The following is a 26,442-nucleotide window of genomic DNA, read 5'->3' as shown; positions in this document are numbered from 1 at the left end:
GGGTTGGAGGGTGCCTGGCCCTGGGGCTGCGCCCCAGACCCCCTGAGGGGCTCCGCCCCTCGGACCCCGGCGGGGGCTGCGCCCCCTGCACCCCCGGGCGGGGCCTCGCCCCTCTGACCCCGGCGGGGGCTGCGCCCCCTGCACCCCCGGGCGGGGCCTCGCCCCTCAAACCGCCGAAGCCTCCGCCCCCGCAGCCACCGCCCCGCCGGCCGGAGCCGAACCCACAGCCCCGCCGGCCGGAGCCGAACCCATAGCCCCACCGGCCGGAGCCGAAGACGTATCCCCGCCAACCCGAGCCGAATCGTTGCCCACCCCCGTCGGAGCCGGCGTGCTGGGCTCCGGCGTCAGGCCGCGCATCAGGGCCCAGTACCCCACCCCCGCCCCCGTCCCCAGCACCGCGCACGCGGCCCACAGCCACTGGGCGCCGAAGTGGTCGATCACGTAGCCCGACATCAGGGGGGCCACCAGGGCCGCCACCGACCAGGACATCGTGTAGACGCCCTGGTAACGGCCCCTGCCGTGCAGGGGGGAGAGGCGGACCACCAGGCCCGTCTGGGTCGGGGCGTTCACGATTTCGGCCAGGGTCCAGACGCAGATCGTCAGGGCGTACACCGCGACCGAACCCGCGAACGCCGTCAGGCCGAAGCCGTACCCCGCGAGCAGTGCCGAGATGATCAGGAGGCGGCGCGGGTCGCGGTGCTGGATGTAGCGGGTGACCGGGATCTGCACCGCCACGATCAGGATGCCGTTGACCGCGATGGCGAGGCCGAAGTCCGCGCTGGAGAAGCCGTCCGTGCCCATCGCGACGGGCAGACCCACGTAACCCTGCTGGAAAATGAGGGAGATGAGGAAGGACAGGCCGACCACACCCATGAAACGGCCGTCCCTGAGCACCGTTCCGATGCCGATCGCAGGCTCCGCCACCTTCTCCTCGGCCGTCTGCACCGGGCGGGACTCCGGCAGCTTCAGGAAGACCACGACCGCGCAGACCATCGTCAGTGTCGCCTCGCCGAGGAAGCCGGCCAGGTAGCTGTACTGCGCGATGAAGCCCGCCGTCATGGACGAGACGGCGAACCCCAGGTTGATCGCCCAGTAGTTGAGGGAGAACGCGCGCACCCGGTCCTCGGGCCGCACGATGTCCGCCATCATCGCCTGCACCGCGGGCCGGGAGGCGTTGCTCGCCATCCCGACCAGGAAGGCCACCCCCGCGATGGCCGCCGGGTCCGTCATGAAGCCGAGCAGCGCGACGGACAGGGCGGTCGCGGTCTGCGCGACGACCAGCGTGGGGCGGCGTCCGAACCGGTCGGTCATCACGCCCGCGCCGATGGACGACACGACCCCGCCGAGCCCGTGCAGCGAGGCCACGAGCCCCGCGTACGAGGCCGAATAGCCCCGGTCCAGGGTGAGGTAGAGGGCCATGAACGTGGCGACGAACGCCCCGAGCCGGTTGATCAGGGTGCTGGTCCACAGCCACCAGAACTCCCGGGGCAGACCCGAGACGGTTTCTCGCGCGGCGCGCCTGAGACTGGCGACTGACATACGGCTTCCCCCGGGGACTGTGGCACTCATGTAAGTGGTGCGATCGACGCTCGCAAGTTACAAGGGCGCCGCTTGCGGGGGCCACCGAATTGACGGCGTCCGTCAATCGAGACGCCCCCGCCCCTTCGGTCCCCGCGCGCGCGGTGGCCTCCGGACGTCGATTAGGCTCGGACGCATGGCCGACGCACCGTACAAGCTGATCCTGCTCCGCCACGGCGAGAGCGAGTGGAACGAGAAGAACCTGTTCACCGGGTGGGTGGACGTCAACCTCACGCCGAAGGGCGAGAAGGAGGCGGCGCGCGGCGGTGAGCTGCTCAAGGACGCCGGCCTGCTCCCCGACGTGCTGCACACCTCCCTCCAGAAGCGCGCGATCCGCACCGCCCAGCTCGCGCTGGAGTCCGCCGACCGCCACTGGATCCCGGTGCACCGCAGCTGGCGCCTGAACGAGCGCCACTACGGGGCGCTCCAGGGCAAGGACAAGGCGCAGACGCTCGCCGAGTTCGGCGAGGAGCAGTTCATGCTGTGGCGCCGCTCGTACGACACCCCGCCGCCGCCGCTCGAGGACGGCACGGAGTTCTCGCAGAGCGAGGACGCCCGGTACGCGACGATCCCGCCGGAGCTGCGCCCGCAGACCGAGTGCCTCAAGGACGTCGTCACGCGCATGCTGCCGTACTGGTACGACGGCATCGTCCCGGACCTGCTCGACGGCAAGACCGTCCTGGTCGCCGCGCACGGCAACTCCCTGCGCGCCCTGGTCAAGCACCTCGACGGCATCTCCGACGCCGACATCGCGGGCCTGAACATCCCGACCGGCATCCCGCTGGTGTACGAACTGGACGCCGACTTCAAGCCGGTCAAGCCGGGCGGCACCTACCTCGACCCGGACGCGGCCGCCGCGGCCATCGAGGCGGTCAAGAACCAGGGCAAGAAGTAGCCCGGACCGCTCCGATCCGCTCCACTCAAGGGTCGGCACCTCGCGTGGCCCCCGGCGGCGGCGTGGCCTGTCGCCCGTTGCCGTGAAGGGACGACCTGGTTCGCTGGATGCCCCCCGCTCGCGCTCAGGCGCGGCGGGGGGCTCCGTGCGTCACGGTCCGTGAGCGCCGGTTGCTCTCCGGTCGCCGACCCGCCCCCCTCCGCATAGCCTCGAAGGCGCGTGATCCGCGCGGCCCGGGCACTCCACCCCTTCCGGTCCGGCCGCGTGCGGGGCGCATCGTTCGGGGGGTTCGCCACGACGGGAGACCACGACGTGAAAGCCACTCTGCGCAGCCGCTGTGTCCGGACGTTCGCGGCCGGGGCGCTGGCCGCCGGCCTGCTCGCCGGGGGCGGCGCCGGCACCTTCGCCTGGGCCGCCGCGAGCCCCAAGCCCACTCCGTCCGCCTCCGCGGCGTCCGGCTCCATCACCGTGAAGGCCTCGGTGACCTCGGTGAAGTCCGGCGACAAGGTGACCTTCACGGGCCGCACCAAGGGCATGCCGATAGGCAGCAAGCTGGTGCTCCAGCACAAGAAGGGCGGCAAGTGGACGACCCTGCAGGCCGGCGGCACGGTCAAGCAGGGCAGCAGCTACACCTTCGACGCCAAGCTCAACGACAAGGGCAAGCAGGAACTGCGGGTCAAGTACGGCGAGGTGACCTCGCCGACGGTCACCGTCACGGTGAAGTAACCCCGTAGGGACGCAGATCGGGGCCTCGCCCGGGAACGGGCGGGGCCCCTCACGCGGGCAGTGGCGCCGTCAGCCGGAGCAGCCCCCGCACTGGCAGGGTGCGCCCGACTGGCAGCCGCACCCGCAGCCCGAGCCGCAGCCGCACGCGCCGATCAGGGGGAGCCGGAGCACTTCTACGGGTGTGACGGGTGCTTCCCGGCGTGGTTCGTTCGTGGGTGAATCGGCCATGGGTCCCTCCCGGGGTCAGCCAGACGCGACGAGCCTTCGCCCATTGCATGCCCACGGAAGCGGGCGTGTCAACGGCGCATGTGCGCAAGCCTGTTGGGGGCGGACGGCCCGGGGGCCCCGCCCCCGCGGCCGGGACCGTGGCCGGCGTCAGGCCGCCGCCCCCGCCCTCACGCCCCCTCGATCGGCGCGGACGCCTGGAGTTCGTCGGCGTGTTCGCCCGTGACCAGGTACACCACGCGCTTGGCGACCGACACGGCGTGGTCCGCGAAGCGCTCGTAGTAGCGGCCGAGCAGCGTCACGTCGACCGCCGTCTCGATGCCGTGCTTCCAGCGGTCGTCCATCAGGTGCTGGAACAGGGTGCGGTGCAGCAGGTCCATCTCGTCGTCGTCCTGCTCCAGTTGGAGCGCCAGGTCGACGTCCTTGGTGATGATGACCTCGGCCGCCTTCGCCATCAGGCGCTGCGCGAGCTGGCCCATCTCCAGGATCGTGGCGTGCAGGTCGTGCGGCACGGCGCGGTCGGGGTAGCGCAGCCGGGTCAGCTTGGCCACGTGCTGGGCGAGGTCGCCCGAGCGCTCCAGGTCGGCGCTCATGCGCAGCGACGTCACCACGATCCGCAGATCGGTGGCGACCGGCTGCTGGCGGGCCAGCAGTGCTATCGCGCGGGCCTCCAGATCGTGCTGGAGGTCGTCGACCTTCTGGTCGGCCGCGATCACGGTCTCGGCGAGCTTGAGGTCGGCGTCGAGCATGGCCGTGGTGGCGCGCCCGATCGCCGACCCGACGAGGCGGGCCATCTCGACCAGACCCTCGCCGATCGAGTCCAGTTCCTCGTGGTACGCGTCCCGCATGGGTGTCCCTCTCTCAACGGTCTCCGGGGGCCGGGGGTGCCTGTGACCCCCACGCTCCCACGTTCGGTCCGCTACGCGTCCGACTCGGCCATAGGAAGTGAACCGTCCCCGTCACCTCGGTGAACTCTGGGCGACGAACGTTCGAGCGCCCACCCTTTTGGCTGGGAGAGTGCCCGGCGCCCCGCATAACCTGGACGCATGGACGTGAACGCGGCGGTTGCCGCATTGGCAGCGATCGCCGGGGTGTGCACCGGCGTGATCGCCATGCTGGCGTTCCGCTGGAGCGAGCGCGACCAGGCGCGGCCCACCCGGACGTCCCTGCACACCGACGCGGTCCTGCCCCCGGGCGTGGACACCGTGCTGTCCGTACTGCGCTCCTCCGCGGTCGTCCTCGACGAGGGCGACTCGGTGGTCAAGGCCAGCTCGGCGGCGTACGCGCTCGGTCTGGTCAGGGGCGGCAAGCTGGCCGTGGAGCCCATGCTGCACATGGCCCGCGACACCCGGCGCGACGGCGAGATACGCCAGGTCGAGCTCGATCTGCCCCGGCGCGGCACCGGCCGCGGCGAGGCCCTCGCGGTCTCGGCCCGGGTCGCCCCGCTCGGCTCGCGGCTGGTGCTGCTCCTGGTGGAGGACCTCACGGAGGCCCGCCGCATCGAAGCCGTACGCCGTGACTTCGTGGCCAACGTCAGCCATGAGCTCAAGACCCCGACGGGGGCCCTCTCGCTGCTGTCGGAGGCCGTCATGGACGCCTCGGACGACCCCGAGGCGGTGACCCGCTTCGCCGGCCGGATGCAGATCGAGGCGACGCGGCTCACCAATCTGGTCCAGGAGCTCATCGACCTCTCCCGGGTCCAGAACGACGACCCCCTGGAGGACGCCGAGCCGGTCCGCGTCGACGAACTCGTCGCCGAGGCCATGGACCGCTCGCGCCACCCCGCCTCCACCAAGCAGATCACCATGGCCTCCGGCGGCACCGGTGACCTGTACGTGTGGGGCAATCGCGGCCAGCTCGCCGCCGCGCTCGGCAACCTGGTCGAGAACGCGGTCAACTACTCGCCGGCCAGGACCCGGGTCGGCATCGCGGCGCGGCGCATCGCGGCGCCCGGCGGTGGGGGCACCTCCCAGGCTTTCGGTACTGGGGGACTGATCGAGATCGCGGTGACCGACCAGGGCATCGGCATCTCCGAGAAGGACCGCGAGCGCGTCTTCGAGCGCTTCTACCGGGTGGACCCGGCCCGCTCCCGTGCCACGGGGGGCACCGGGCTCGGCCTGGCCATCGTCAAGCACGTGGCCGCCTCGCACGGCGGGGAGGTCACGGTGTGGAGCTCCGAGGGTCAGGGCTCCACCTTCACCCTGCGGCTGCCGGAGGCCGGCGCCGTACGGGACCGCTCCGCCGGGCGCGGCCCGGCCACGGTCGACGAGGACGACGACGTCCCGTACGAGACCTTCAGTTCCGCTGTGCCTCAATCCGCTGTGCCTCAATCCCCAGTCATCGTTCCTGCCCCGGAGGTCCTTCCGTGACCCGAGTGCTCGTCGTCGAGGATGAGGAATCCTTCAGCGACGCCCTGTCCTACATGCTCCGCAAGGAGGGCTTCGAGGTCGCCATCGCGGCCACCGGGCCCGACGGCCTGGACGAGTTCGAGCGCAACGGCGCCGACCTGGTCCTGCTCGACCTGATGCTGCCGGGCCTGCCGGGCACCGAGGTCTGCCGCCAGCTGCGCGGGCGCTCCAACGTGCCGGTCATCATGGTGACCGCCAAGGACAGCGAGATCGACAAGGTGGTGGGCCTGGAGATAGGGGCCGACGACTACGTCACCAAGCCGTTCTCCTCGCGCGAGCTGGTCGCCCGCATCCGTGCGGTGCTGCGCCGCCGCGGCGAGCCCGAGGAGGTCGCCCCGGCCGCCCTGGAGGCCGGCCCGGTCCGGATGGACGTCGACCGCCACGTGGTCACCGTCTCGGGCGCCAAGGTCGACCTCCCGCTCAAGGAGTTCGACCTCCTGGAGATGCTGCTGCGCAACGCGGGCCGCGTGCTGACCCGTATGCAGCTCATCGACCGGGTGTGGGGCGCGGACTACGTGGGCGACACCAAGACCCTCGACGTCCACGTCAAGCGCCTGCGCGCCAAGATCGAGCCGGACCCGGGCGCGCCGCGCTATCTGGTGACGGTCCGCGGGCTCGGCTACAAGTTCGAGCCGTAGGTCGGCGAGAAGGCACGAGGAACGACACGAAGGAGGGCGGCCCCGACCGGGGCCGCCCTCCTTCGTGGTCGCTGCGTCTGCTCGCCGGGTGTCAGTGACCCGTGCCGGTGCCCGCGGTGTGCGACGGGGAACCGGAGCCGGCGGGCTTGCCGCTGGTGCCGGCGTTCGGGGAGGCGGTGCCGGAGGGCGAGCCGGAGGCCTTTCCGCTGGGCTCGCCGCTGGGCTCGCCCGCCGGGGTCTCCTTGGGCTTGGGCAGCTGGCTGGGGCCGACGCCCTCGAAGTAGCTGGTCGCCGGGACGACGAACGCCTCCAGGCTCACCGCGCCGGCCTTGCTGAACTGGAAGGTGACCTTCTGCGCGTCGCCGTTCTTGGCCGCCTCGCGGCCGTTCTCCACGACGGCGGAGGCGTTGTTCTTGCCGCCGATGACGACCGAGCCGTGCGCCGGGACGGTGATGGCGCCGCCGCCCTTGGCGGGAGAGAGCTTGACGGCGGCGCTGCCGACCTGGACGGAGTCCAGGGTCTGCGGGTCCGCGCCGTTGTTGAACAGGGTCGCCGCGACGACGGCCGGGCCTTCGGCGTCGGCCTTCGGCTGGGTGACGACCGTCGCGTTCTGGACCTTGATGTCTCCGACGGTGACGTAGGCGTTGTCCGCCTTGACTCCGAGGGTCTGGGCCTTGTTGCCCGCCGCGCAGGCGGAGAGCGAGAGGAGCGAGAACGCGATGGCAGAAGCGGCGAGGGCGCCGCGTCGAAGGCTGCGGCTCACGGCGGCGGCAACTCCTTGGACGTACGAGACGGACTGCTTCGGACGGGCTGCGGGTCAGCCGGCCGCGTGCCTGGTGGCCGGCTAAGGGTGTGTCAGCGGGCCTAGATTACCGAGCCGTTCCGCGCGCCCCGCACCCGACCCGCCCCTACCGGGGACCGGCCCGAGGAAGTCGGGTGGATCACCCGCGCATCCAGGTCATTCGCACGCCGTTCACATATCGGCGGGTGATCAATTGGCCGGGCCGCCACACATTCCTTACCGAAAATCCTCCGGACTGGTCCGGCCACGCTGTTCGTTGATCAATTCCGGAAAGAATCCCGTGCGGCCGAACGAGTGAACGAGCGCCGAACGGAGTAGATGAAGTTCACCGCCTGGAACCCGGCAAACCGGGACGTTCGGCCTCCTGGGAGGCCCCTGGCGGGTGGGAAACGTACGCGTTTCGCAAGCCCTTCGCAGCTGCTCCGACCTGCGAATACCGCCTTCCGGAAGCCCTCCGCAGCACGTTCCTGTCGCTGTTGTCAAGCCCCGAGATATGCCCTGACCTGCGAAAACGCCATTCAGAAGAAGCCGTATCCGTGTTACCCTGGATAGCCACGGAAGGGGTACCTGTCACATGACGTTCAAGGTTGGCGACACCGTGGTCTATCCCCATCACGGGGCCGCGCTGATCGAGGCCATCGAAACTCGCCAGATCAAAGGCGTGGACAAGACCTACTTGGTGCTCAAGGTCGCCCAGGGCGACCTGACTGTGCGCGTTCCCGCAGACAATGCGGAGTTCGTCGGTGTCCGCGATGTAGTTGGTCAGGACGGGCTCGACCGGGTCTTCGAGGTGCTGCGCGCGCCGTATGCGGAGGAGCCCACGAACTGGTCGCGTCGCTACAAGGCGAACCTGGAGAAGCTCGCCTCCGGCGATGTGATCAAGGTCGCCGAGGTCGTGCGCGACCTGTGGCGTCGCGAGCGCGAGCGGGGTCTGTCCGCAGGTGAGAAGCGCATGCTCGCCAAGGCGCGCCAGATCCTGGTGAGCGAGCTCGCCCTCGCGGAGAACACCAACGAAGACAAGGCCGAGGCCCTTCTCGACGAGGTTCTCGCGTCCTGACGCCGTTAGTTCCGGGGACCACACCGCCCGCGAAGCGGAAGCCCGCCCCGGAATGCCCGGCTTTGCCGTGGTGCCCGCTGACCAGCAGTGAGAACTGCTGCGTCGCCGGGCGCTGCGGCATGTTCGTATCCCCGGCCCGCTCGCACCGGCACCGTTCACGCTCGTACCGCTCATGCCCGCACCGTTCACATCCACACGGTGCGGTGTGCCGGGCCCGGGCGGTTCGCCTGACCGGACGTCACGGAAGGGCCGGTCAGGGCGTCGCGCCGGGCACACCCCCAGGCTCCGGGAGCCGGGGGTACTCCCAGGCCATACCCATGTCGTTTGAGGACACAAACCTTGTCTGACGAATCGCGCCCTTTCCGCACCGCCGCGGTGATCCCCGCGGCCGGTCGCGGTGTACGGCTCGGCCCGGGTGCCCCCAAGGCGCTCCGCACGCTGAGCGGCACCCCCATGCTGATCCACGCGGTCCGGGCGATGGCCGCGTCCCGGTCCGTCTCGCTGGTCGTGGTGGTGGCCCCGCCGGACGGCGCGGCCGAGGTCAAGCACCTGCTCGCCGAGCACGCCCTGCCGGAGCGCACCGACGTGCTGGTGGTGCCCGGCGGTGAGAGCCGGCAGGAGTCCGTGAAGCTCGGCCTCGACGCGCTGCCGCCCGGCTTCGACGCCGTACTGGTCCATGACGCGGCGCGCCCCCTGGTCCCGGTCGACACCGTCGACGCGGTCATCGAGGCGGTGCGCGACGGAGCGCCCGCCGTGGTGCCCGCGCTCCCGCTCGCCGACACGGTCAAGCAGGTCGAGCCGCGCGCCGACGGCTCGCCCGAGCCGGTCGTCGCCACCCCCGAGCGGGCCCGGCTGCGCGCCGTGCAGACCCCGCAGGGCTTCGACCACGCCACCCTGGTGCGCGCCCACGAGAGCGTCACCGAGAACGTCACCGACGACGCGAGCATGATCGAGCAGCTCGGCCTGACCGTCGTGGTGGTGCCCGGCCACGAGGAGGCCTTCAAGGTGACCCGGCCGCTCGACCTCGTCCTCGCCGAGGCCGTACTCGCACGACGGAGGGCCAACGATGGCTTCTGAGACCCCCGCCCCGGTGATCCCCCTCGTCGGGATCGGCACCGATGTGCACGCCTTCGAGCAGGGCCGCGAGCTGTGGTGCGCGGGGCTGCTCTGGGACGGTCCCGAGAACGCCGGGTACGGCCTGGCCGGGCACTCCGACGGTGACGTCGCGGCCCACGCCGCGTGCGACGCCCTGTTCTCGGCGGCCGGCGTCGGCGACCTCGGCGCCCACTTCGGCACCGACCGCCCCGAGTGGTCCGGCGCGTCGGGTGTGACCCTGCTCGCCGAGGCCGCCCGGATCGTGCGGGCCGAGGGGTACCGGATCGGCAATGTCGCGGTGCAGGTCATCGGCGTACGCCCGAAGATCGGCAAGCGGCGCGACGAGGCGCAAAAGGCGCTGTCGGCCGCGGCCGGCGCGCCCGTCTCGGTCTCCGGCACCACCACCGACGGGCTCGGCCTGACCGGCCGTGCCGAAGGGCTCGCCGCGATCGCCACGGCGATGGTGTACCGGTTGCCGTAGAAACGCGACGCCGTGGGGTAGTAGAGGAGGCGACCATTCCGACTCCTCCCGGAAGGACCGCCCCGTGTCCGCTGCACTCAGCGACAAGCTCAAGGAGCTGCTCGACAGCCCCGTCTTCGTCAACATCGCCACCATCCAGCCCGACGGAAGCCCCCAGGTGTCCCCGGTGTGGGTGAAGCGGGACGGCGACGACGTCCTCATCTCGACGACCGCGGACCGGCGCAAGGAGAAGAACCTGCGCCGCGATCCGCGGGTCACCGTGCTCGTCCAGCCCTTCGACGCCCCGTACACGTACGCCGAGATCCGGGGCACCGCGGAACTCACGACCGAGGGCGGCCAGGAACTCATCGACGAGCTGTCGGTGAAGTACTCGGGCAAGAAGTACCGGGAGTTCAACCCGGACTCGGTGAACGACGGCACCCGTGTCGTCGTGCGGATCACCCCGCACAAGATCGTCGGGATGCTCTGACACCCAACAGTCGCCAAATTGTGTGCCCCGAGGCCCGTAAAGGGTCGCGGGGCACTGGTATGGGCCCACTACCCTGGTGTGGTGACCATTCGCCTGTACGACACCAGCGCCCGGCAGATCCGTGACTTCGTCCCGCTCACGCAGGGCTGTGTCTCGATCTACCTGTGCGGTGCCACCGTTCAGGCGGCCCCGCACATCGGCCACATCCGCTCGGGCCTCAACTTCGACATCATGCGCCGCTGGTTCGAGTACCGCGGCTACGACGTCACGTTCATCCGCAACGTCACCGACATCGACGACAAGATCATCAAGAAGTCGGCCGAGCAGGGCCGCCCCTGGTGGTCGATCGGGTACGAGAACGAGCGCGCCTTCAACGACGGCTACACGGCGCTCGGCTGCCTGCCGCCCACCTACGAGCCGCGGGCGACCGGCCACATCACCGAGATGGTCGAGATGATGCGCGGCCTCATCGAGCGCGGCCACGCCTACGAGGCGGACGGCAGCGTCTACTTCGACGTGCGCAGCTTCCCCGAGTACCTGGCGCTGTCCAACCAGGACATCGACGACCTGCGCCAGCCCGCCGAGGAAGGCATCTCCGGCAAGCGCGACGCGCGCGACTTCGCGATGTGGAAGGCCTCCAAGCCGGGCGAGCCCGACTGGGAGACGCCGTGGGGACGCGGCCGTCCCGGCTGGCACCTGGAGTGCTCGGCGATGGCCCACAAGTACCTGGGCAGCGCCTTCGACGTCCACGGCGGCGGCCTCGACCTGATCTTCCCGCACCACGAGAACGAGATCGCCCAGGCCAAGGCCTTCGGAGACGACTTCGCGTCGTACTGGGTGCACAACGCCTGGGTGACGATGTCCGGCGAGAAGATGTCGAAGTCGCTGGGCAACAGCGTGCTGGTCTCCGAGATGGTCAAGCAGTGGCGCCCGATCGTCCTGCGCTACTACCTGGGCACCCCGCACTACCGGTCGATGATCGAGTACAGCGAGGAGGCCCTGCGCGAGGCCGAGTCGGCGTTCGCGCGCATCGAGGGCTTCGTCCAGCGCGTGGTGGAGAAGGCGGGGGGCGTCGTCGAGCCCGCGGCCGAGGTGCCCCCGGCGTTCGCCGAGGCCATGGACGACGACCTGGGCGTGCCCCAGGCCCTCGCGATCATCCACACCACGGTCCGCCAGGGCAACAGCGCGCTCGCCGCCGACGACAAGGAAGCGGCGACCGAGCGCCTGGCCGAGGTCCGCGCCATGCTGGGCGTCCTGGGCCTCGACCCGCTGGACGCGCACTGGGCCGAGGAGACCGACCGCGGCGAGGACCTGCACGGGGCCGTCGACACGCTCGTGCGCCTGGTCCTGGAGCAGCGCGAGGCGGCCCGCTCCCGCAAGGAGTGGGCGACCGCGGACGCGATCCGCGACCAGCTCACCCAGTCCGGCCTGGTCATCGAGGACGGCCCCAGCGGCCCCCGCTGGACGCTGGGCCCGCGCTGAAACCCCGCGCGATGTGCCGCCCGGGCGATCGGGCGGCACACTGCATATACGTACGTACACGATCTGCATCCGCATGTGGATCGCGGATTCACTGAGGAAATAGGTAGGTCATGGCCGGGAACAGCCAGCGCAGGAACCGCCGCACGTCCAACAAGAAGGGCGCTACGGTCGGCAGCGGTGGCCAGCGGCGCAGGGGTCTGGAAGGCAAGGGCCCCACGCCCAAGGCCGAGGACCGCAAGAAGCACAAGAAGAACCGCATCGCGACCGCCAAGGCCAAGCAGGCCGCGACCCGTCGTCCCGCCCCGCGGCGCGGTGGTGCCAAGGGCGCGTCCGAGATGGTCGTGGGCCGCAACCCGGTCTTCGAGGCGCTGCGCGACGGCGTCCCGGCCAGCACGCTCTACGTGCAGCAGTACATCGACAACGACGAGCGGGTCCGCGAGGCCCTCCAGCTCGCCGGCGAGCGCGGCAACATCAACCTGATGGAGGCCCCGCGCGCCGAGCTGGACCGGATGACCAACGGCCTCAACCACCAGGGCCTGGTCCTCCAGGTCCCGCCGTACGAGTACGCCGACCCGCAGGACCTGACGGCGCACGCGTACGACAACGGCGAGGACCCGCTGATCGTCGCCCTCGACGGCGTGACCGACCCGCGTAACCTCGGTGCGATCGTCCGCTCCACGTCCGCGTTCGGCGGCCACGGCGTGGTCGTGCCCGAGCGGCGCGCGGCCGGCATGACGGCGGGCGCCTGGAAGTCGTCCGCCGGCACCGCGGCGCGCACCCCGGTCTCGCGCGTCACCAACCTGACGCGCGCCCTTGAGGCGTACAAGAAGGAAGGCCTCACGATCGTCGGTCTCGCGGCCGACGGCGAGCACACGGTCGAGGACCTGGAGCAGCTCGGCGGCCCGGTCGTCATCGTGATCGGCAGCGAGGGCAAGGGACTTGGCCGACTCGTCGGCGAGACCTGCGACTTCCGCGTGCGGATCTCGATGCCGGGCGGCGCCGAGTCCCTCAACGCCGGTGTGGCGGCGGGCATCGTGCTCTACGAGGCGGCCCGCCGACGCGGCTGAGCTGGGTGATCTTGACGGGTCTCGGACAGATTCGGACCCGTCAAGCAGTGTCCTAAACACCCGTCACTCGGTTAGATGAGTGTGGACACCAGAACGCCCCGGCCCGGGTTCGACGACCAGCCTGCCCTGAGCATGGCCAAGGTGGACTGCGACCCCGCGCAGGTCATCGTCAACCACGCCAGTTTCAGGGTGCAGCTCGCGCCCAAGTCGCTGCCCAAGCCCGTGATGTCGAGCACCACGGCGCGCCGCAGGGCGCCCGTGGTGTGGAGCGGGAAGTCGGCGCCGGGGGCGAGCGGACTGCTCCAGGCGGTCCGCGCCACCTCGGCCGGCGGCGGCGAGCGCTACGAGACCGGCGCCACGCAGACCATCCCGCGCGTCTCCGTCGAGGACACGATGCCGACGCCGCTGGTCTCCGGACCCGGCGCGGGCCCGGAGACCGCACTGCTCCCGCAGATGCGCACGCCGTACGGCCAACAGCCGTACGAGCAGGCCGAGTTCGAGGACTTCGACGGCCCGGACGGCGAGCTCGACGACGGCTCGCCCGCCAGGCGGCGCGGCGCCGATCCCGTCCGGCACGCCTACTACCCCGGGCGCCGGATGAACCTCGGTGTCGTGCTGCTCCCGCTGCGCGTCTTCCTCGGTTTCATCTCCGTCTACGCCGGCATGGGCAAGCTGTGCGACCCCGTGTACTTCGACGGCGGCGAACGCGGCTCGATGGTCAAGTGGCTTCATTCGCTGCACCCTTGGGCCCTCGCCGAGCCGCTGCGCGACTCCGCGCTCCAGCACCCGGTGGGCGCCGGCCTCACCGTCGCCTTCCTCCAAGTCGTCGTCGGCGTACTGACGATGCTCGGCCTGTGGCAGCGAGTGGCGGCGGTGTTCGGGGCGTTGCTCTCCGCGGCGCTGCTGGTCACGGTGAGCTGGCAGACCGTACGCGCCTACGACGCGCCCGACATCATCTACCTGGCCGCCTGGTCCCCGCTGATCATCGCGGGCGCCCCGGTGTACTCGCTGGACGCGCGGCTGGCCGGTGAAGCCTGGCGCAAGCTGGGTCCGCGCTCCGAACTCTGGGAACTGCGGCGGCGGGTGCTGCGCCGGGGTCTGGTCATGACGACCGTCGTCATCGGTCTGACCCTGACCACCGGGGCGCTGCTCGGCGGCGCGGTCCGCTCGACCACCGTGGTGACGGTGCCGGGCCCCGACGACGACCCGACCAACTACCTCCCCGGCACCCCGCTGCCGAGCGAGACGGGCCCCGCGCTGGCGCCCCGTGCGACGCCCAAGGCCGTCAAGCCCTCGGCGAAGGCGAAGAGTTCGGCGAGCCCGTCGGCGAAGCCGTCGAAGAAGCCGAAGGCGCACCAGACGGCCACGGCCGGCACCACGGGCCAGCCGAGCCACTCGGCCGGCACCGGCGGCCAGGCCCCCACCCACCACCGAGGCACCACCCCGAAGGCCCCGGCCCCCACCAGCGCGGGCCCGACGTCCTCGGGCGGCACCGGCTCGGGCGCCACCCACGGAGGCGGCACGGGCACCAACCGCAACCCGATCGGCGGACTGCTGGGCTAGCGCCGGGAGTTGAGAGTCGGAGGGGGCCGAACCAACCCGGCCCCCTCCACCTGCGTGGCCGCTCGCGCAGTTCCCCGCGCCCCCAACCCCGTTTTCACGTGCAGACCGTGCGTGGCTGGGCGCGCAGTGCCCCGCGCCCCCAGGGGGCCGGACTTACCGGCGCCGTCAGCCCCGCACCCCAGGGGCGCGGGGAACTGCGCGAGCAAGCGGGCACGGTCCGCGGGCGGACGGGGGGTTGGGGGCGTGGGGGGCTGGTTGGGCCCCGGGCGCCCCCAGCGCTGCCAGGGGCGCGGGGAACTGCGCGAGAAGCGGGCACGGTCCGCGGGCGGACGGGGGGTTGGGGGTGCCGGGGGCTGGATGGGCCCCGGGCGCCCCCAGCACTGCCAGGGGCGCGGGGAACTGCGCGACCCGGCACCCGGGCCCCGCACGCGAGGACCTGGCGGGGCCCGGGGCGCAGCCCCGCGTAGGTGACCGCAGCCTCAACTGCGGTGCAGAGCAAGCTCCTTGGCAGCCTCAGTGAGATCCTTGGCGGTATCGATCGCCCGCCAGTACGCCCCGTGCGGCAACGGAAACCCGGCGAGCCGGCGCTCCCGGGCGAGCCGGGGAAACGTGGTGCGCTCGTGGTCGCCGACGTCGGGCAGCATCGCGGTGAAGGCCGCGGAGAAGACGTACACGCCCGCGTTGATGAGGTAGGGCGAGGGCGGCGACTCGATGAAGTCGGTGATGTGGCCGAAGGCGTCGGTCTCGACGGCGCCCCACGGGATGCGGGGGCGGGCCAGGGCCAGCGTGGCGGTCGCGTCGCGCTCGCCGTGGAAGGAGGCCATCTCGCGCAGCGAGAACCGCGTCCAGATGTCGCCGTTGGTGGCGTACCAGGGCCGGTCGGGGTGGGGCAGCGAAGCCGCCGCGTACTTGAGGCCCCCGCCCCGGCCCAGCGGTTCGTCCTCGACGACCGTGGTGACCCGCAGCGGAAGGTCGGCGTGGGCCAGCCAGTCCTTCAGGACGTCGGCGAGGTGGCCGCAGGAGACGACGGCGTCAGTGACGCCCTCGGCGGCCAGCCAGGCCAGTTGATGGCCGATGATCGGGACCCCGGTGCCCGGGATCTCGACCATCGGCTTGGGGCGGTCGTCGGTGTACGGACGAAGCCGTGAGCCCTGGCCGCCTGCCAGGACCACGGCCTGTGTCGGGAATGTCGCGGTTGCGCTCGCAGTCATGCGGTGAACGATAGGCGTCCCCGCAGCGGGACGTCACCGCTCCTGGGCCACGCCGGATGCGAAGGAGGTGTCGCAGACGGGGCGGGAGAAGGACTGGGCCTTCACGGGGCCGTAGTGCTCCACGGCGGCCCTGCCGAGCGCCCGGGCGATGGACATGCAGTGCTGGGCGAGCGAGGGGCGGTGCTCGACCTCGCGCTGGAGGTGCGTCAGCGCGGTGCCGGGGTCCTTCTCCTGGAGTTCGGTCAGGAGCGCGTCGCGCAGGACGTCCTGCGGGGCACGGGACTTGGCCCGTACGGAGACGTTCTCGGATGAGGCGGTGAGGATCTGAGACTCGTTGCCGGCCCAGTTGACCCGGGTGACGGCGAGCGTCCCGGAGAGCACGAGGACTACGGGCAGGACGAGGGCGAGGGTTCGGCCGATTCGGCGGGCTGTGTGCGTCACGGAGGCGAGCGTAGCGGGGAGTGATGATTTGGCGACATTTAGTCACCCTGTCGGGGGATGGTTCGACGTCGCTTTTCGAATCACGTGTTGACGAACGTGATTCGAAATGGGCGGTGCGCCGGGGTATTTGTCGACAACGGACGACGGCCCCGCACGCGAGTGCGGGACCGCCCCAGCCGAAGACCCCCTGGTGGTGGCCGCGTACCGGTATCAGTCTGTAAGACGCTCGCCCGTAGAGGTGGAGAACACGTGGGTCTCACCCGGACGCGGGACGACGTGAAGCTGTGTGCCCTTGTCCGGCACCGCGCGGCCGTTGACGCGCACCACGAGGTCCTTGGTCTCTCCGCCGACGTCGGCGGAGCCGTACACGTAGCCGTCGGCGCCGAGTTCCTCGACGACGTTGACCGTGACGGCGAGACCGGCCGGGGCGTCCGCGGACTCCTTGGTGAGGGAGGTCGCGGCGGCGCCGTTCTGCTCGACGATGTCGAAGTGCTCGGGGCGGACGCCGACGGTGACCGTACGGTCACCGCGGTCGGCGGCGGCGGCCAGCGCCTCGCGGCTGACCGGGACGACGCTGTTGCCGAACTTCACGCCGCCGTCCGTGATCGGCACCTCGACCAGGTTCATGGCGGGCGAGCCGATGAAGCCGGCCACGAAGAGGTTGGCGGGGCGGTCGTACATGTTGCGCGGCGAGTCGATCTGCTGGAGCAGACCGTCCTTGAGGACCGCGACGCGGTCGCCCATCGTCATGGCCTCGACCTGGTCGTGCGTGACGTAGACGGTGGTGATGCCGAGCCGGCGCTGGAGCGAGGCGATCTGCGTACGCGTCGAGACGCGGAGCTTGGCGTCGAGGTTGGACAGCGGCTCGTCCATGAGGAAGACCTGCGGCTCGCGCACGATGGCACGGCCCATCGCCACACGCTGGCGCTGACCGCCGGAGAGCGCCTTGGGCTTGCGGTCCAGATACTCGGAGAGGTCGAGGATCTTCGCCGCCTCCTCGACCTTCTTGCGGATCTCCGCCTTGTTGACGCCGGCGATCTTGAGCGCGAAGCCCATGTTGTCGGCGACGGTCATGTGCGGGTACAGCGCGTAGTTCTGGAACACCATCGCGATGTCCCGGTCCTTGGGCGGCAGGTGCGTGACGTCACGCTCGCCGATGCGGATGGCTCCGCCGTTGACGTCCTCCAGGCCCGCGAGCATGCGCAGGGAGGTGGACTTTCCGCATCCGGAGGGACCGACGAGGACGAGGAACTCGCCGTCCTCGATCTCGATCTCCAGCCCGTCGACCGCGGGCTTGGTGGAGCCCGGGTAGATCCGGGTCGCCTTGTCGAACGTGACAGTGGCCATGACTGATGTGTCCCTTCACCGGCAGGAACGTGCCGGACGATCCGAGTAGAGGGAGAAGTGGTGTAGTCCACCTGGGTGGACTGGGTCAGGACGCTACCCGGGGTCGTCCGGGTTGTCAGCACTTCTGGGGCGCGAAGTTCCGGGGGCCTTGGCCGGGGCGGTGTGCCTGACTCGGGCCGAGCCCGGGCGTTCTGACCGGGCCGGGCCGGGCTGGGGCGCCTTGCCTGGGCCGGGCCGGTCCGGCCCCAGCGGATTTTCGGCCGCGCCCGGGCGAGCGTTGGTTACACTTCACGCGTTGCCTCCTTAGCTCAGCTGGCCAGAGCACCGCTCTTGTAAAGCGGGGGTCGTCGGTTCGAACCCGACAGGGGGCTCAAGGGTGAAGGGTCCTGGCCGGGTGCGGCCGGGGCCCTTTGTCGTGGGTTCGGGGTGGCGGCTCGGACGGTCACTGGTGGTCGGGCGTTTTCGGGGGTCTCGGGAGGGCGTCGCCGCCCGAGGGGGTCGGTGCGGTCGTCGCGGAGCGCGGACGCCGGTGACCGTGCGCTCGACGTCGACCAGGTGTCCGTCTTCGAGGAGGCGGCGCCCGAACACATCGGTGCGGTCATGGAGTTGGGGGACGACGAAGCCGTCTGCGTCAGGCGCCGACGCTTCGTGCTCGATGGGAAGCCTGTGCTGCTGGCCGCGAGCTACCTACCCCTGTCGGTGGTGGCCGGGTCCGCGATCACCCAGGAAGACACGGGGCCGGGTGGCATTTACGCGCGGCTCGCCGAACTCGGCCACGGGCCCGTCCACTTCCGCGAAGAGGTCCGCTCTCGGATGCCGTCGAAGGACGAGGCGACACGGTTGAGCATGGCGTCCGGCACCCCGGTCATCCTCATCTGCCGTACCGCGTTCACGGCGGAGGGGCGGCCGGTCGAGGTCAACGAGATGACTCTCGACGCGGCCTCCTACGTCTTGGAGTACGACTTCGACGCCTGATCGGGCCGGCCGGTTCGGGAACGCCGGGCCGACTCGGTCAGGCGGTCGGCTGGGTGTCGGGCGGGGTAATGCGTGGGTCGTCGGCCGGTGTTCGCGCCGCGTCAGTGGAGGATGCCTGCGGATTGGGCGGCCCTGAGCCAGGTGGGGAATTCGGTCATCAGGAGGTCGTACAGCTCCCCGTCCGGGCGGGTTCTCGGGTGTTGGCCCGCCGCGAAGAAGCCCGCGTTGTCCACCGCTCGGTGGTCCAGGGTGTCCAGGCTGCGCAGGAAGCGCAGGTGGCGGGCGGGGCCGAAGCCGACGAACTGCCAGAAGATCGGCAGGGTGGCGGCCTGTCGCAGCAGTTCGCGGGTCTTCTTGCGGTCGAAGGGTTCCCCGTCGGTCTGGAAGATCACGAAGGCCGGGTCGGTGGAGCCGCCGGCCCGGTAGTGGTCGATCACGGCCTGCATGGCCGGCGCGAAGCGGGTGCCGCCCCAGTCCAGTGACCTGTGCAGGGTGTCGACGCGGCCCGCGTGGTTGTCCAGGCCGATGTCCGCGACCAGGTCGACCCCGTGGGAGAAGAAGACCAGCGGCACGGTGCCGTCGTCGTCCAGGTTCGCCGACAGTCCCAGTACCTGCTCGGCGAGGTGCTGCACGGTGCCGTCCCGGTAGAACCCGGACATGCTCGCGGAGTGGTCGAGGACCAGGTAGACGGCCGCGCGCCGGCCGGCGAGCCCGTTCTTCTCCAGGGCGACGTGCGCGGCCTTGTAGAGGTTCACGAGACCCGGCGCGGATCGCTGCATCTTGTCGAGGCTGATGGCCGGAGAAGGCGTTGGTGTGGGCTGGGTCGAGGATGCGGGTGCCAGTGCGGGTGTGGGTGAGGGTGCGGCCGTGGGCGTGGGCGGGGGTGTGGGCGGGGCTCCGTTGTTCGGTTCGGGGGCCGGTGTGGCGGGCTGCGGAGCCGAGCCGTCGTCGTCCACGGTGACCCCGAAGTCGGTCGCGAGGCCCGCAAGGCCGGTGTCCCAGCCCTGGCCCACGGCGCGTACCTTCCAACCCTCCGCGCGCCGGTAGAGCTCGATCAGGACGACGGCGGTCTCACGGTGGGTGAACGGTGGGGGTGTGAAGGTGAGGCGGGTGCCCTCGGAGTCGACGGCCGCGGCGGGGGTGGTGCCGGCGTCGAAGTGTGCGTTCGGGGTCTGGGGGTCGACGCTCGCGGCGATGGCGATGCGGTCGACCGTGGCGGGTATCGCCGACAGGTCCGCGCTCACCGACCGTCCGGTGAGGGTGACGCCGTCCTGGGACGGGTGGTTGAAGAACACCAAGTCGTCGTCGCCGCGCACCTTGCCGTCCCGCGAGAGGAGTACGGCGCACACGTCGATGCCGGTGTGGTTGGCGGTGAGGGGGATGGTGAGGGTGACCGTGCATCTTCCGCTGGGGAGTGGGGCGTTGGCGCCTTTGGTGAGGGCTTGGGTCATGGTGTTTGCCTCCTCGTGCTGAGCAACTTGGACGGACGGGGTGAGGCGGGCCGAGGTGGGTGGTCGGGGCGGCTGGTTAGGGTGCGGGCTGAGCGACGGGGCGGTCATAAGTGGCGGCGACGGCGCGGTCGTGAGCGAGGGTGTCCTGGGGTGTCCCCAGTGTGGTGAACCCATGACCGGCCGTGGGCTCGTGCTCGGCACTCGGGAGGACGACGGGAGGCGGGCCTGCCACGCGCTCGCGGGGTGTGCCGGTCGGCACCTCTGGTGGAGGTCGGTCGATCGGGGGGGCGACGGGGCGTGGGAGGTCTGTCCTTTCCGGCGGCTGTTTCGCTGAGCTTGATGATGGTGTCTGCCGGCGATCTCGATGCGGGTGTGCGCCCATCCGTCCAGGTCCGGGACACTTGGGGGGTCGGGGTGTGGGGAGAGAGGCAGTCAGCGGATGAGCCGGCGTTCCAGTGGTCTTGTCGGGGTGTGGGCCGAGGCGCAGCGGCAGCAGCAGCGCCAGCAGGAGGCGCAGCAGCGGGCGGTCGTGCAGCAGCAGCGGCAGCAGCGGGCGTACGAGCGTGATCTCGCGCGGGCCCAGCGCGAGCAGCAGGCGGCGTACCGGCAGGGGCGGGAGGCGGACGCGCGGCTGCGGACCGAGGAGTTGGAGGCTCAAGTAGCCGCGCTGGGGGCGCTGTTGAGCGAAGGGTGCCGGGCCGCGCCGTTCCGGGTGGCGGCGCTGACGCGGCCCGAGGCGCTCGCGCCGTTCGAGCCCGGGCCGCTCGCGCACCCCGTACCGATGCCGGACCCCGCGCACTACCAGGCCCAGGGCGGCTGGACGGCCGGGCGGCGGGCGCAGGCCCAGCAGGAGGCGCAGGCCCGCTACGAGTACGACTGGCACGCCGCGCAGGCCGCCGAAGCGCAGCGACAGCGCCAACTCGCCGACTACCGCGCCCAGTACGACGCGTGGGCGGCGCAGCAGCTCGCCGAGGTGCGTGCGCACAACGCGGGGCTCGCCCAACTCGTCGACGCGTTGCGGGCCGGTGAGCCGGGCGCGGCGGTCGACTACTTCTCGGCCGCGCTGTACGCGTCGGGAGCCTGGCCCGAGGGGTTTCCTCGTCAGGTCGCCGCCGCTTTCGACCGGGGGGCGCGTCAGCTCGTACTCGACTGGGAGCTGCCTTCCATCGACGTGGTCCCGGACGTCAAGTCCGTTCGGTACGTGGTGGGTTCGGACCAGGAGAAGGAGACCGCCCGTCCCGTCACGCAGCGGCGCGCGCTCTACCGGGACGCGCTCGCGCAGTGCGTGCTGCTCGTGCTGCGGGACCTGTACGCGGCCGATGAGTTCGGCGTGCTGGAGTCGGTCGTCGTCAACGGTTTCGTGGATGACGTCGATCCCGCCACGGGGCGGCGCGCCGAGATCTTCCTGGCGGCGGTGAGTGTGCCGCGGGCCGTGTTCGAGCCGCTCAACCTCGGGCAGGTCAGTGCGGTCGAGTGCCTGGTCGAGGCGTTGCGCGGGCAGCTGTCGGCGCGGCCCGACCAGCGGGCGGCGGTACGTCCGGGGCGCCGGCCCGCCGATGTGGGCTCGGGGGTGGTGTCGCACGGGGGTGGGGACGAGCCCGATCTCTTCACGATGGACCCCATTGAATTCGAGGGCCTGGTCGCGGAGTTGTTCCGGGCCCGGGGCATGCAGGCGCTCACCACGCAGCGCTCCAACGACGGCGGGGTCGACGTCGAGGCGCTCGACCCCGACCCGATCAGCGGGGGCCGGATCATCGTCCAGGTCAAGCGCTACCGCAATACGGTCCCGCCTACGGCGGTGCGCGACCTGTACGGGACGGTGCAGGGGGCCGGGGCCAACAAGGGGGTGCTGGTGACGACTTCGGGGTTCGGGCCCGGGTCGTACGGGTTCGCCGAGGGCAAGCCGTTGACGTTGGTGTCGGGGGCGGAGCTGGTCGAGCTGTTGCATCAGCATGGGTTGCGGGGGCGGCTTGCTGCTGGTGCTGGTGGTGGTGGTGCTGCTGGTGGTGGTGCGGGGGGCGAGGTTGGTGCTGGTGCGGCCTTGGGTGCCGTGCGTGCGGGTGGGGTGCCGGGGCAGCGGGGGGATTCGGGCGGGGGCGCGGACGGGGTCGCGGACGCGGACGGGTCCGGGGACTTCAACCTGCTCGGCATGGTGTGGGCCGGTGCGGTCGCGCTCGATGTGTGTGCGCTGGTGTGCCGGGGGTCGCGGGTGTTGGCCGAGGACCAGTTCGTCTTCTTCAACAACCCGTCCAATCCCGGGAGTTCGGTACGCATGGTGCCGGGGGTCGGGGGTGACCGGGCGGCGGTCCGGGTCCACTTCGACGCGCTGCCGTCGGAGGCGGATCGGTTGGTGCTGGTCGCGGCCGTCGACCCTGAGGCCGATCCGGAGGGCGATCTGGCGGGGTTCACCTCGGCGGCGATCTGCCTGCGGGATGCGGCGGGGGTCGAGCTGGACCGGTTGCCCGTGGCGGACGGGCGGGCGGGGGAGAGGGCGTTGGTGCTGGGGTCCTTTCGACGGCGGGGGGCGGGGGACTGGGACTTCGTCCCGGGGGGGAGGGGGTATCGGGGTGGGTTGGGGGAGGTGGTGGGGGAGTTTGGGGTTGCGGTGGGGTGAGGTCCCGACCCGCTGGGTTCTTGGGGCTGTGCCCCAGGGCCCCCGGGGGGTTTGCCTGGCGGCGGTGCGGGGGGTTTGACGGGCCCGGCTCCCTGGGGCTCCGCCCCAGGCCCCGGGGGATTTGCCCACCCGCCCGCCCGTGCAGGGGGTTGGATAGGCCCGGGCCCTGGGGCTGCGCCCCAGACCCGCTGAGGGGCTCCGCCCCTCTGACCCCGGCGGGGGTTCGCCCCTGCACCCCCGGGGGGCTTGCCCACCCGCCCGCCCGTGACGGGGGTTGGAGGGTGCCGGGCCCTGGGGCTGCGCCCCAGACCCGCTGAGGGGCTCCGCCCCTCTCACCCCGGCGGGGCTTCGCCCCTGCACCCCCTTTCGCGCCTTAAGGGCGCTCGTCCTCAAACGCCGGACGGGCTGAGGTGGCCTGATGCGGGCCAGCACCGGTCCTGCCAGGGGCGGTCCGCACACGACAGCGGAGCCAAGGGGCGCGGGGAACTGCGCGAGGCAAGCTGGGGCGCACATGCTGCCCAGGACCGGTCCTGCCAGGGGCGCGGGGAACTGCGCGAGAAGCGACCACGGCCCGCAGACGGCCGAGGGGTTAGGGGCGCGGGGAACTGCGCAAACCCCGGGCACCCCCAGCACCCGGGGCACCCCCAACACCCCCAGGGGCGCGAGGAACTGCGCGAGCCGGCGGGCGCGGTCCGCACGCACCCGACGGGGCTGGGGCCGCCAGGGGAACCCGGGCGCAGGGTCGGCCCCGGTGCAGGGCGCGGCAGGGCGGAACAGGTCGCGGCAGGGCGGGGCCGGGTGGGCCCGGGTCAGGGGTGGCGGGAGGTGGCTCGGTTGGCCAGGGTTGCTGCGGGGTCCGTGGTCGGGCGGTGGGAGAGGAGCTCGCGCCGATCCGCTCCGCGGTACAGCGCGTACATCCCCCGAACCCCCACCCACCGCAACGGCTCCGGCTCCCACATCCGCACCTTGTGGTTCACCCACGGCAGCGCCGTCAGGGCGGTCGGGCCGGCCTGGCCCGAGTCCTGGCGGACCAGGTCCCGCAGGGTCCGCGCCGCCAGGTTCGCCGTGGCGACGCCCGAGCCCACGTAGCCCCCCGCCCAGCCGAGTCCCGTCGTGCGGTCCAGGGTGACCGAGGCGCACCAGTCCCGCGGCACCCCGAGCACGCCCGACCAGGCGTGGCTGATCCGCGCCCCGGCCAGCTGGGGGAAGAAGCGCACCAGGATGTCCCGCAGCGCCTCGATCGTGGCCGGCTGGGTGCGGCCGTCGTTGTCGGTGCGCGAGCCGAAGCGGTACGGCACGCCCCGGCCGCCCAGCGCGATGCGGTCGTCCGCGGTGCGCTGCGCGTACACGTACGCGTGCGCCATGTCGCCCAGCGTCTCGCGCCCCGCCCAGCCGATCGCGTCCCACACCTCCGGGCCGAGCGGCTCCGTCGCGATCATGGAGGAGTTCATCGGGAGCCAGGTCCGGCGCCGGCCCTTGAGGGACGCGGTGAAGCCCTCCGTGCAGCGCAGCACGTACGGCGCACGGACCGTGCCGTAGGGGGTGACGGCGTGCCCGGGGCGGATCTCGGTGACCGGCGTCGACTCGTACACCCGCACCCCGAGCCGCTCGACCGCGTCCGCCAGGCCCTTGAGGAGCTTCACGGGGTGGATGCGCGCGCCGTGCGGGGTCCAGGTGGCGCCCACCACCCCGCTGACCCGGATCCGCTCGGCGCTCTCGCGCGCCCCGAGCAGTACGCGGTCCTTCTCGCCGAAGGCGACCTCGGCCGCGTGGTAGTCCTTGAGGCGCGCCAACTGGGCCGGCGTGTACGCCACTTCGAGGACGCCGCCCTGATGGATGTCGGCGTCGATGGACTCCTCGCCGGCGATCCGCACCACCTCGTCCACGGTGTCGTTCATCGCCTGTTGCAGACGCACCGCGCTGTCCTGGCCGTGCAGCTTCGCGTACCGGTCGCGACCCGCGATGCCGTTGTAGAGCCAGCCGCCGTTGCGTCCCGACGCGCCGTAGCCGCAGAAGCGGGATTCGAGGACGGCGATGTCGAGGAAGGGGGCGGCCTTCTTCAGGTAGTACGCGGTCCACAGGCCGGTGTAGCCGCCGCCGACGATCACCACGTCGGCCGTCCTGTCGCCGGGCAGCGGCTCGCGGGGGGTGGGGAGGCCGTCGGTTGCGTACCAGAAGGAGATTCCACCGTTGATCGCGCTCATGGGGCTTGTTCGTACACCCGCCCCCGCTCGCTGTCCACCCTTGGAATCCGCAGGTGGCGGGCCGGTTGCGGAATTCGCGGGACCAACGGCGGTACGGGGCGGGACCTTTGGCGGGCCGGGGGGTCGAAGTGGGTGTTTAGTGTCGAAGGTCGGGTCGTTTCGCGCGGTTTGCGCCGAAGGGTTGGGTCGTCATGGGTGTCCGCAGTTTCCGTCGTGCCGCCGTCGCGGCGGTGGTGGCCGCCGCGCTCGGCCTGACCGCGGGCGCCTGCTCCGGTGGCTCCGGATCGGGCGGTTCGGCGCAGGACGCGGAGCTGACCGCGAAGACCTCGCCCCTCGCCGCCACGCTCGCGAAACTGCCCGCCCGGGTCGAGGGTGCGGAAATCGTCGTCGGGGACCCGAAGGCGCCGCACACCGTGACGGTCTTCGAGGACCCGCGCTGTCCGATCTGCCGCCACTTCGAGGAGGGCGGCGGGGTGGCGGTCGCGCGGCTCGCGGCCGAGGGCAAGGTCAAGGTCCGTTACACCCTGGCCTCGTTCCTCGACCGCAACTTCGGCGGCAGCGGCTCGAAGAGCGCCGTCAACGCGATGCGGGCCGCGGTGGACCGGGGCGGGTTCGCCGAGTTCCACGCCGCGGTGTTCGCCAGCCAGCCGGCGGAGGAGACGGACGACGCCTTCACCGCCGACAACCTCCTCAAGATCGCCGCCAAGGTGCCGGGGCTGCGCGGCGCCGCCTTCGACAAGACCGTGCGCGACACCGCGTACAAGGACTTCGTGAGCGCGTCGGAGAAGGCCTTCGAGGGCTCGGGCTTCACCGGCACCCCGACGGTCCTGATCGACGGCGAGCGTCCGTCCGGCGACGGCCGGGCGATGCTGACCGCGGACGCCTTCCAGAAGGTGCTGGCCGACGCCGGCGTCTCCTAGTCGCTCCCGGGGCGGCGGTCGGGGGATCCGACCCCCCGGCGGGCCGCACGCCGGGCCCGCCCGCGCCGCCGCGCCGCCGCCCAGGTCCGCCGGACGCCGTCGGCCGGGTTCCAGGGCGCCCCGCCCACGCCGCGGGTGAGGGGGTAGAAGGCGAGTCCGATGAGTACGGACGCGAAGTGCCCGAGGTCGGTGAAGGTGCGCCCGCCGACCAGCGGCGGCCCGTAGACGGCGAGGACGCCGAGCAGATAGACGTAGCGGTACGGCACGGCGATCCGGTACGTGAAAACGGCCACCACCCCCGCGAGTGCGTAACTCACGCCCACGTCAAGGGTGTTGACGGCGGACTGCGGTGCGTAGCCGTGCCGGATCGCCCACAGCAGGGCGCCCTCGCTGATGAAGGTGGCGGCCACGTGCGTCCCGAAGGCGACGAGCAGCCAGCGCGGGGTGCGCAGCCAGCGTTCGGCCTGGGCGTGGAAGACGCTGTAGAGCACGGCGTACGACAGCCAGCTGCCGCCGTCCGTCCAGAACGCGCTGGCGACGAGCACCCGGCGCGGGTTGGTCGACAGCTCGTGGATGTTGGTGGAGCGCTGCCGCAGGAAGCTCTCCTCGAACTCCGGTGACATGTGGTGCATGGCGATGGTGGTCACGAACAGCGCGGCCAGCCAGAGGTAGGTGCCGGGCGCGCTGCGGACGTAGCGCACCACGCACCGGAGCGGCCGGGCGCCACGGGGGAAGGGCCTCATGCGTCGATTCACGCACGGGGGCGGGATGGGCACCGGGAACGACATCCGCC

22 protein-coding genes, 1 tRNA gene and 1 pseudogene are annotated in these 26,442 nt (G+C 71.7%); 15 read left to right on the top strand and 9 right to left on the bottom strand.

The window, feature by feature from the left end; genetic code table 11:
* Positions 1-165 precede the first annotated feature (165 nt).
* A complete protein-coding gene (locus ACGF3I_RS33060) occupies positions 166-1,539 on the bottom strand; it encodes an MDR family MFS transporter (RefSeq protein ID WP_393138621.1) in 1,374 nt (457 codons plus the stop codon).
* Between the two features lie 175 nt (positions 1,540-1,714).
* Between ACGF3I_RS33060 and ACGF3I_RS33055 the strand changes: the two genes are divergently transcribed.
* Both ACGF3I_RS33055 and ACGF3I_RS33050 read left to right on the top strand, forming a co-directional pair.
* Entirely contained in the window at positions 1,715-2,473 is a 759-nt protein-coding gene (locus ACGF3I_RS33055) for a phosphoglyceromutase (RefSeq protein ID WP_393138619.1), read from the top strand.
* A gap of 312 nt (positions 2,474-2,785) precedes the next feature.
* Positions 2,786-3,199 (top strand): hypothetical protein, encoded by a 414-nt coding sequence (locus tag ACGF3I_RS33050; protein ID WP_393138617.1) that lies wholly within the window; start codon positions 2,786-2,788, stop codon positions 3,197-3,199.
* Positions 3,200-3,594: 395 nt separating this feature from the next.
* On the opposite strand, the gene phoU is transcribed toward ACGF3I_RS33050, so the two are convergent.
* A complete protein-coding gene (gene phoU / locus ACGF3I_RS33045; protein ID WP_393138615.1) occupies positions 3,595-4,272 on the bottom strand; it encodes a phosphate signaling complex protein PhoU in 678 nt (225 codons plus the stop codon).
* Positions 4,273-4,470: 198 nt separating this feature from the next.
* On the opposite strand from phoU, the gene ACGF3I_RS33040 reads away from it, so the two are divergent.
* On the top strand, positions 4,471-5,793 hold the full coding sequence (locus ACGF3I_RS33040) for a sensor histidine kinase (RefSeq protein ID WP_393138613.1): 1,323 nt from the start codon (positions 4,471-4,473) through the stop codon (positions 5,791-5,793).
* A complete protein-coding gene (locus ACGF3I_RS33035; RefSeq protein WP_393138611.1) occupies positions 5,790-6,470 on the top strand; it encodes a response regulator in 681 nt (226 codons plus the stop codon). The genes ACGF3I_RS33040 and ACGF3I_RS33035 overlap by 4 nt, the downstream gene beginning before the upstream one ends.
* Positions 6,471-6,561: 91 nt before the next feature.
* Here the strand turns inward: ACGF3I_RS33035 and ACGF3I_RS33030 are convergent, their stop codons facing one another.
* Positions 6,562-7,233, bottom strand: coding sequence for a DUF461 domain-containing protein (locus ACGF3I_RS33030; protein WP_393138609.1), 672 nt, complete (start codon positions 7,231-7,233; stop codon positions 6,562-6,564).
* Between the two features lie 613 nt (positions 7,234-7,846).
* Between ACGF3I_RS33030 and ACGF3I_RS33025 the strand changes: the two genes are divergently transcribed.
* The 7 genes from ACGF3I_RS33025 (at position 7,847) to ACGF3I_RS32995 (ending at position 14,486) form a co-directional block, all read left to right on the top strand.
* Complete coding sequence (locus ACGF3I_RS33025; protein ID WP_003953493.1) at positions 7,847-8,329, top strand: CarD family transcriptional regulator; 483 nt, start codon at positions 7,847-7,849, stop codon at positions 8,327-8,329.
* A 339-nt stretch (positions 8,330-8,668) separates the two neighbouring features.
* Positions 8,669-9,406 (top strand): 2-C-methyl-D-erythritol 4-phosphate cytidylyltransferase, encoded by a 738-nt coding sequence (gene ispD / locus ACGF3I_RS33020; RefSeq protein ID WP_393138607.1) that lies wholly within the window; start codon positions 8,669-8,671, stop codon positions 9,404-9,406.
* On the top strand, positions 9,396-9,905 hold the full coding sequence (gene ispF, locus ACGF3I_RS33015; protein ID WP_393138605.1) for a 2-C-methyl-D-erythritol 2,4-cyclodiphosphate synthase: 510 nt from the start codon (positions 9,396-9,398) through the stop codon (positions 9,903-9,905). Before ispD ends, ispF begins: the two co-directional genes overlap by 11 nt.
* A gap of 64 nt (positions 9,906-9,969) precedes the next feature.
* Positions 9,970-10,374, top strand: a complete 405-nt coding sequence (locus ACGF3I_RS33010; protein WP_393138603.1) for a PPOX class F420-dependent oxidoreductase — start codon at positions 9,970-9,972, stop codon at positions 10,372-10,374.
* A gap of 81 nt (positions 10,375-10,455) precedes the next feature.
* Positions 10,456-11,856 carry a cysteine--tRNA ligase gene (gene cysS / locus ACGF3I_RS33005; RefSeq protein WP_393138601.1) on the top strand — a complete coding sequence of 467 codons (1,401 nt, stop codon included), beginning with the start codon at positions 10,456-10,458 and terminating at the stop codon, positions 11,854-11,856.
* Positions 11,857-11,966: 110 nt separating this feature from the next.
* Positions 11,967-12,923 carry a 23S rRNA (guanosine(2251)-2'-O)-methyltransferase RlmB gene (gene rlmB, locus ACGF3I_RS33000; RefSeq protein WP_393138599.1) on the top strand — a complete coding sequence of 319 codons (957 nt, stop codon included), beginning with the start codon at positions 11,967-11,969 and terminating at the stop codon, positions 12,921-12,923.
* 75 nt (positions 12,924-12,998) lie between these two features.
* Positions 12,999-14,486, top strand: coding sequence for a DoxX family membrane protein (locus ACGF3I_RS32995; RefSeq protein WP_393138597.1), 1,488 nt, complete (start codon positions 12,999-13,001; stop codon positions 14,484-14,486).
* Between the two features lie 479 nt (positions 14,487-14,965).
* On the opposite strand, the gene ACGF3I_RS32990 is transcribed toward ACGF3I_RS32995, so the two are convergent.
* The 3 genes from ACGF3I_RS32990 to ACGF3I_RS32980 form a co-directional block, all read right to left on the bottom strand.
* Positions 14,966-15,697 carry an NDP-sugar synthase gene (locus tag ACGF3I_RS32990; RefSeq protein WP_393138595.1) on the bottom strand — a complete coding sequence of 244 codons (732 nt, stop codon included), beginning with the start codon at positions 15,695-15,697 and terminating at the stop codon, positions 14,966-14,968.
* 33 nt (positions 15,698-15,730) lie between these two features.
* Positions 15,731-16,138 (bottom strand): hypothetical protein, encoded by a 408-nt coding sequence (locus tag ACGF3I_RS32985; RefSeq protein WP_100577781.1) that lies wholly within the window; start codon positions 16,136-16,138, stop codon positions 15,731-15,733.
* A gap of 210 nt (positions 16,139-16,348) precedes the next feature.
* The gene (locus ACGF3I_RS32980; protein ID WP_393138593.1) at positions 16,349-17,485 is read right to left on the bottom strand and encodes an ABC transporter ATP-binding protein; all 1,137 of its coding nucleotides are present in this window, start codon (positions 17,483-17,485) and stop codon (positions 16,349-16,351) included.
* 297 nt (positions 17,486-17,782) lie between these two features.
* On the opposite strand from ACGF3I_RS32980, the gene ACGF3I_RS32975 reads away from it, so the two are divergent.
* Both ACGF3I_RS32975 and ACGF3I_RS32970 read left to right on the top strand, forming a co-directional pair.
* Positions 17,783-17,856 (top strand) — tRNA-Thr (locus ACGF3I_RS32975).
* 43 nt (positions 17,857-17,899) lie between these two features.
* Positions 17,900-18,460, top strand: a pseudogene (locus ACGF3I_RS32970) (GntR family transcriptional regulator); the annotation flags it as partial.
* Between the two features lie 101 nt (positions 18,461-18,561).
* Here the strand turns inward: ACGF3I_RS32970 and ACGF3I_RS32965 are convergent.
* Complete coding sequence (locus ACGF3I_RS32965) at positions 18,562-19,911, bottom strand: VWA domain-containing protein (RefSeq protein WP_393138591.1); 1,350 nt, start codon at positions 19,909-19,911, stop codon at positions 18,562-18,564.
* 439 nt (positions 19,912-20,350) lie between these two features.
* On the opposite strand from ACGF3I_RS32965, the gene ACGF3I_RS32960 reads away from it, so the two are divergent.
* Positions 20,351-22,525: a restriction endonuclease gene (locus ACGF3I_RS32960; RefSeq protein WP_393138589.1), complete on the top strand. Its 2,175-nt coding sequence runs from the start codon at positions 20,351-20,353 to the stop codon at positions 22,523-22,525.
* 809 nt (positions 22,526-23,334) lie between these two features.
* Here ACGF3I_RS32960 and ACGF3I_RS32955 read toward each other — a convergent pair.
* A complete protein-coding gene (locus ACGF3I_RS32955) occupies positions 23,335-24,729 on the bottom strand; it encodes an NAD(P)/FAD-dependent oxidoreductase (RefSeq protein ID WP_393138587.1) in 1,395 nt (464 codons plus the stop codon).
* Positions 24,730-24,920: 191 nt separating this feature from the next.
* Here ACGF3I_RS32955 and ACGF3I_RS32950 point away from each other — a divergent pair, with 191 nt between their 5' ends.
* The gene (locus ACGF3I_RS32950) at positions 24,921-25,649 is read left to right on the top strand and encodes a DsbA family protein (protein ID WP_393138585.1); all 729 of its coding nucleotides are present in this window, start codon (positions 24,921-24,923) and stop codon (positions 25,647-25,649) included.
* Here ACGF3I_RS32950 and ACGF3I_RS32945 read toward each other — a convergent pair.
* Positions 25,646-26,392, bottom strand: a complete 747-nt coding sequence (locus ACGF3I_RS32945) for a rhomboid-like protein (protein WP_393138583.1) — start codon at positions 26,390-26,392, stop codon at positions 25,646-25,648. The two genes, ACGF3I_RS32950 and ACGF3I_RS32945, sit on opposite strands and share 4 nt — an antisense overlap.
* Positions 26,393-26,442 lie beyond the last annotated feature (50 nt).

The organism is Streptomyces sp. NPDC048111 (assembly GCF_043202815.1).
Classification (GTDB): Bacteria; Actinomycetota; Actinomycetes; order Streptomycetales; family Streptomycetaceae; genus Streptomyces.
This window is presented reverse-complemented; position numbering and strand designations above follow the sequence as displayed.

Bases quoted from the DNA above. Each gene is read 5' to 3' on its own strand.
- rlmB (WP_393138599.1), top strand. From the start codon at position 11,967: ATGGCCGGGAACAGCCAGCGCAGGAACCGCCGCACGTCCAACAAGAAG.
- ACGF3I_RS32945 (WP_393138583.1), bottom strand. From the start codon at position 26,392: ATGAGGCCCTTCCCCCGTGGCGCCCGGCCGCTCCGGTGCGTGGTGCGC.
- ACGF3I_RS32995 (WP_393138597.1), top strand. From the start codon at position 12,999: ATGAGTGTGGACACCAGAACGCCCCGGCCCGGGTTCGACGACCAGCCT.
- ACGF3I_RS32965 (WP_393138591.1), bottom strand. From the start codon at position 19,911: ATGACCCAAGCCCTCACCAAAGGCGCCAACGCCCCACTCCCCAGCGGA.
- ACGF3I_RS32990 (WP_393138595.1), bottom strand. From the start codon at position 15,697: ATGACTGCGAGCGCAACCGCGACATTCCCGACACAGGCCGTGGTCCTG.
- ACGF3I_RS33055 (WP_393138619.1), top strand. From the start codon at position 1,715: ATGGCCGACGCACCGTACAAGCTGATCCTGCTCCGCCACGGCGAGAGC.
- ACGF3I_RS32950 (WP_393138585.1), top strand. From the start codon at position 24,921: ATGGGTGTCCGCAGTTTCCGTCGTGCCGCCGTCGCGGCGGTGGTGGCC.
- ACGF3I_RS33025 (WP_003953493.1), top strand. From the start codon at position 7,847: ATGACGTTCAAGGTTGGCGACACCGTGGTCTATCCCCATCACGGGGCC.
- ACGF3I_RS33060 (WP_393138621.1), bottom strand. From the start codon at position 1,539: ATGTCAGTCGCCAGTCTCAGGCGCGCCGCGCGAGAAACCGTCTCGGGT.
- ispF (WP_393138605.1), top strand. From the start codon at position 9,396: ATGGCTTCTGAGACCCCCGCCCCGGTGATCCCCCTCGTCGGGATCGGC.
- ACGF3I_RS32960 (WP_393138589.1), top strand. From the start codon at position 20,351: ATGAGCCGGCGTTCCAGTGGTCTTGTCGGGGTGTGGGCCGAGGCGCAG.
- ACGF3I_RS32955 (WP_393138587.1), bottom strand. From the start codon at position 24,729: ATGAGCGCGATCAACGGTGGAATCTCCTTCTGGTACGCAACCGACGGC.
- phoU (WP_393138615.1), bottom strand. From the start codon at position 4,272: ATGCGGGACGCGTACCACGAGGAACTGGACTCGATCGGCGAGGGTCTG.
- ACGF3I_RS32980 (WP_393138593.1), bottom strand. From the start codon at position 17,485: ATGGCCACTGTCACGTTCGACAAGGCGACCCGGATCTACCCGGGCTCC.
- ACGF3I_RS33040 (WP_393138613.1), top strand. From the start codon at position 4,471: ATGGACGTGAACGCGGCGGTTGCCGCATTGGCAGCGATCGCCGGGGTG.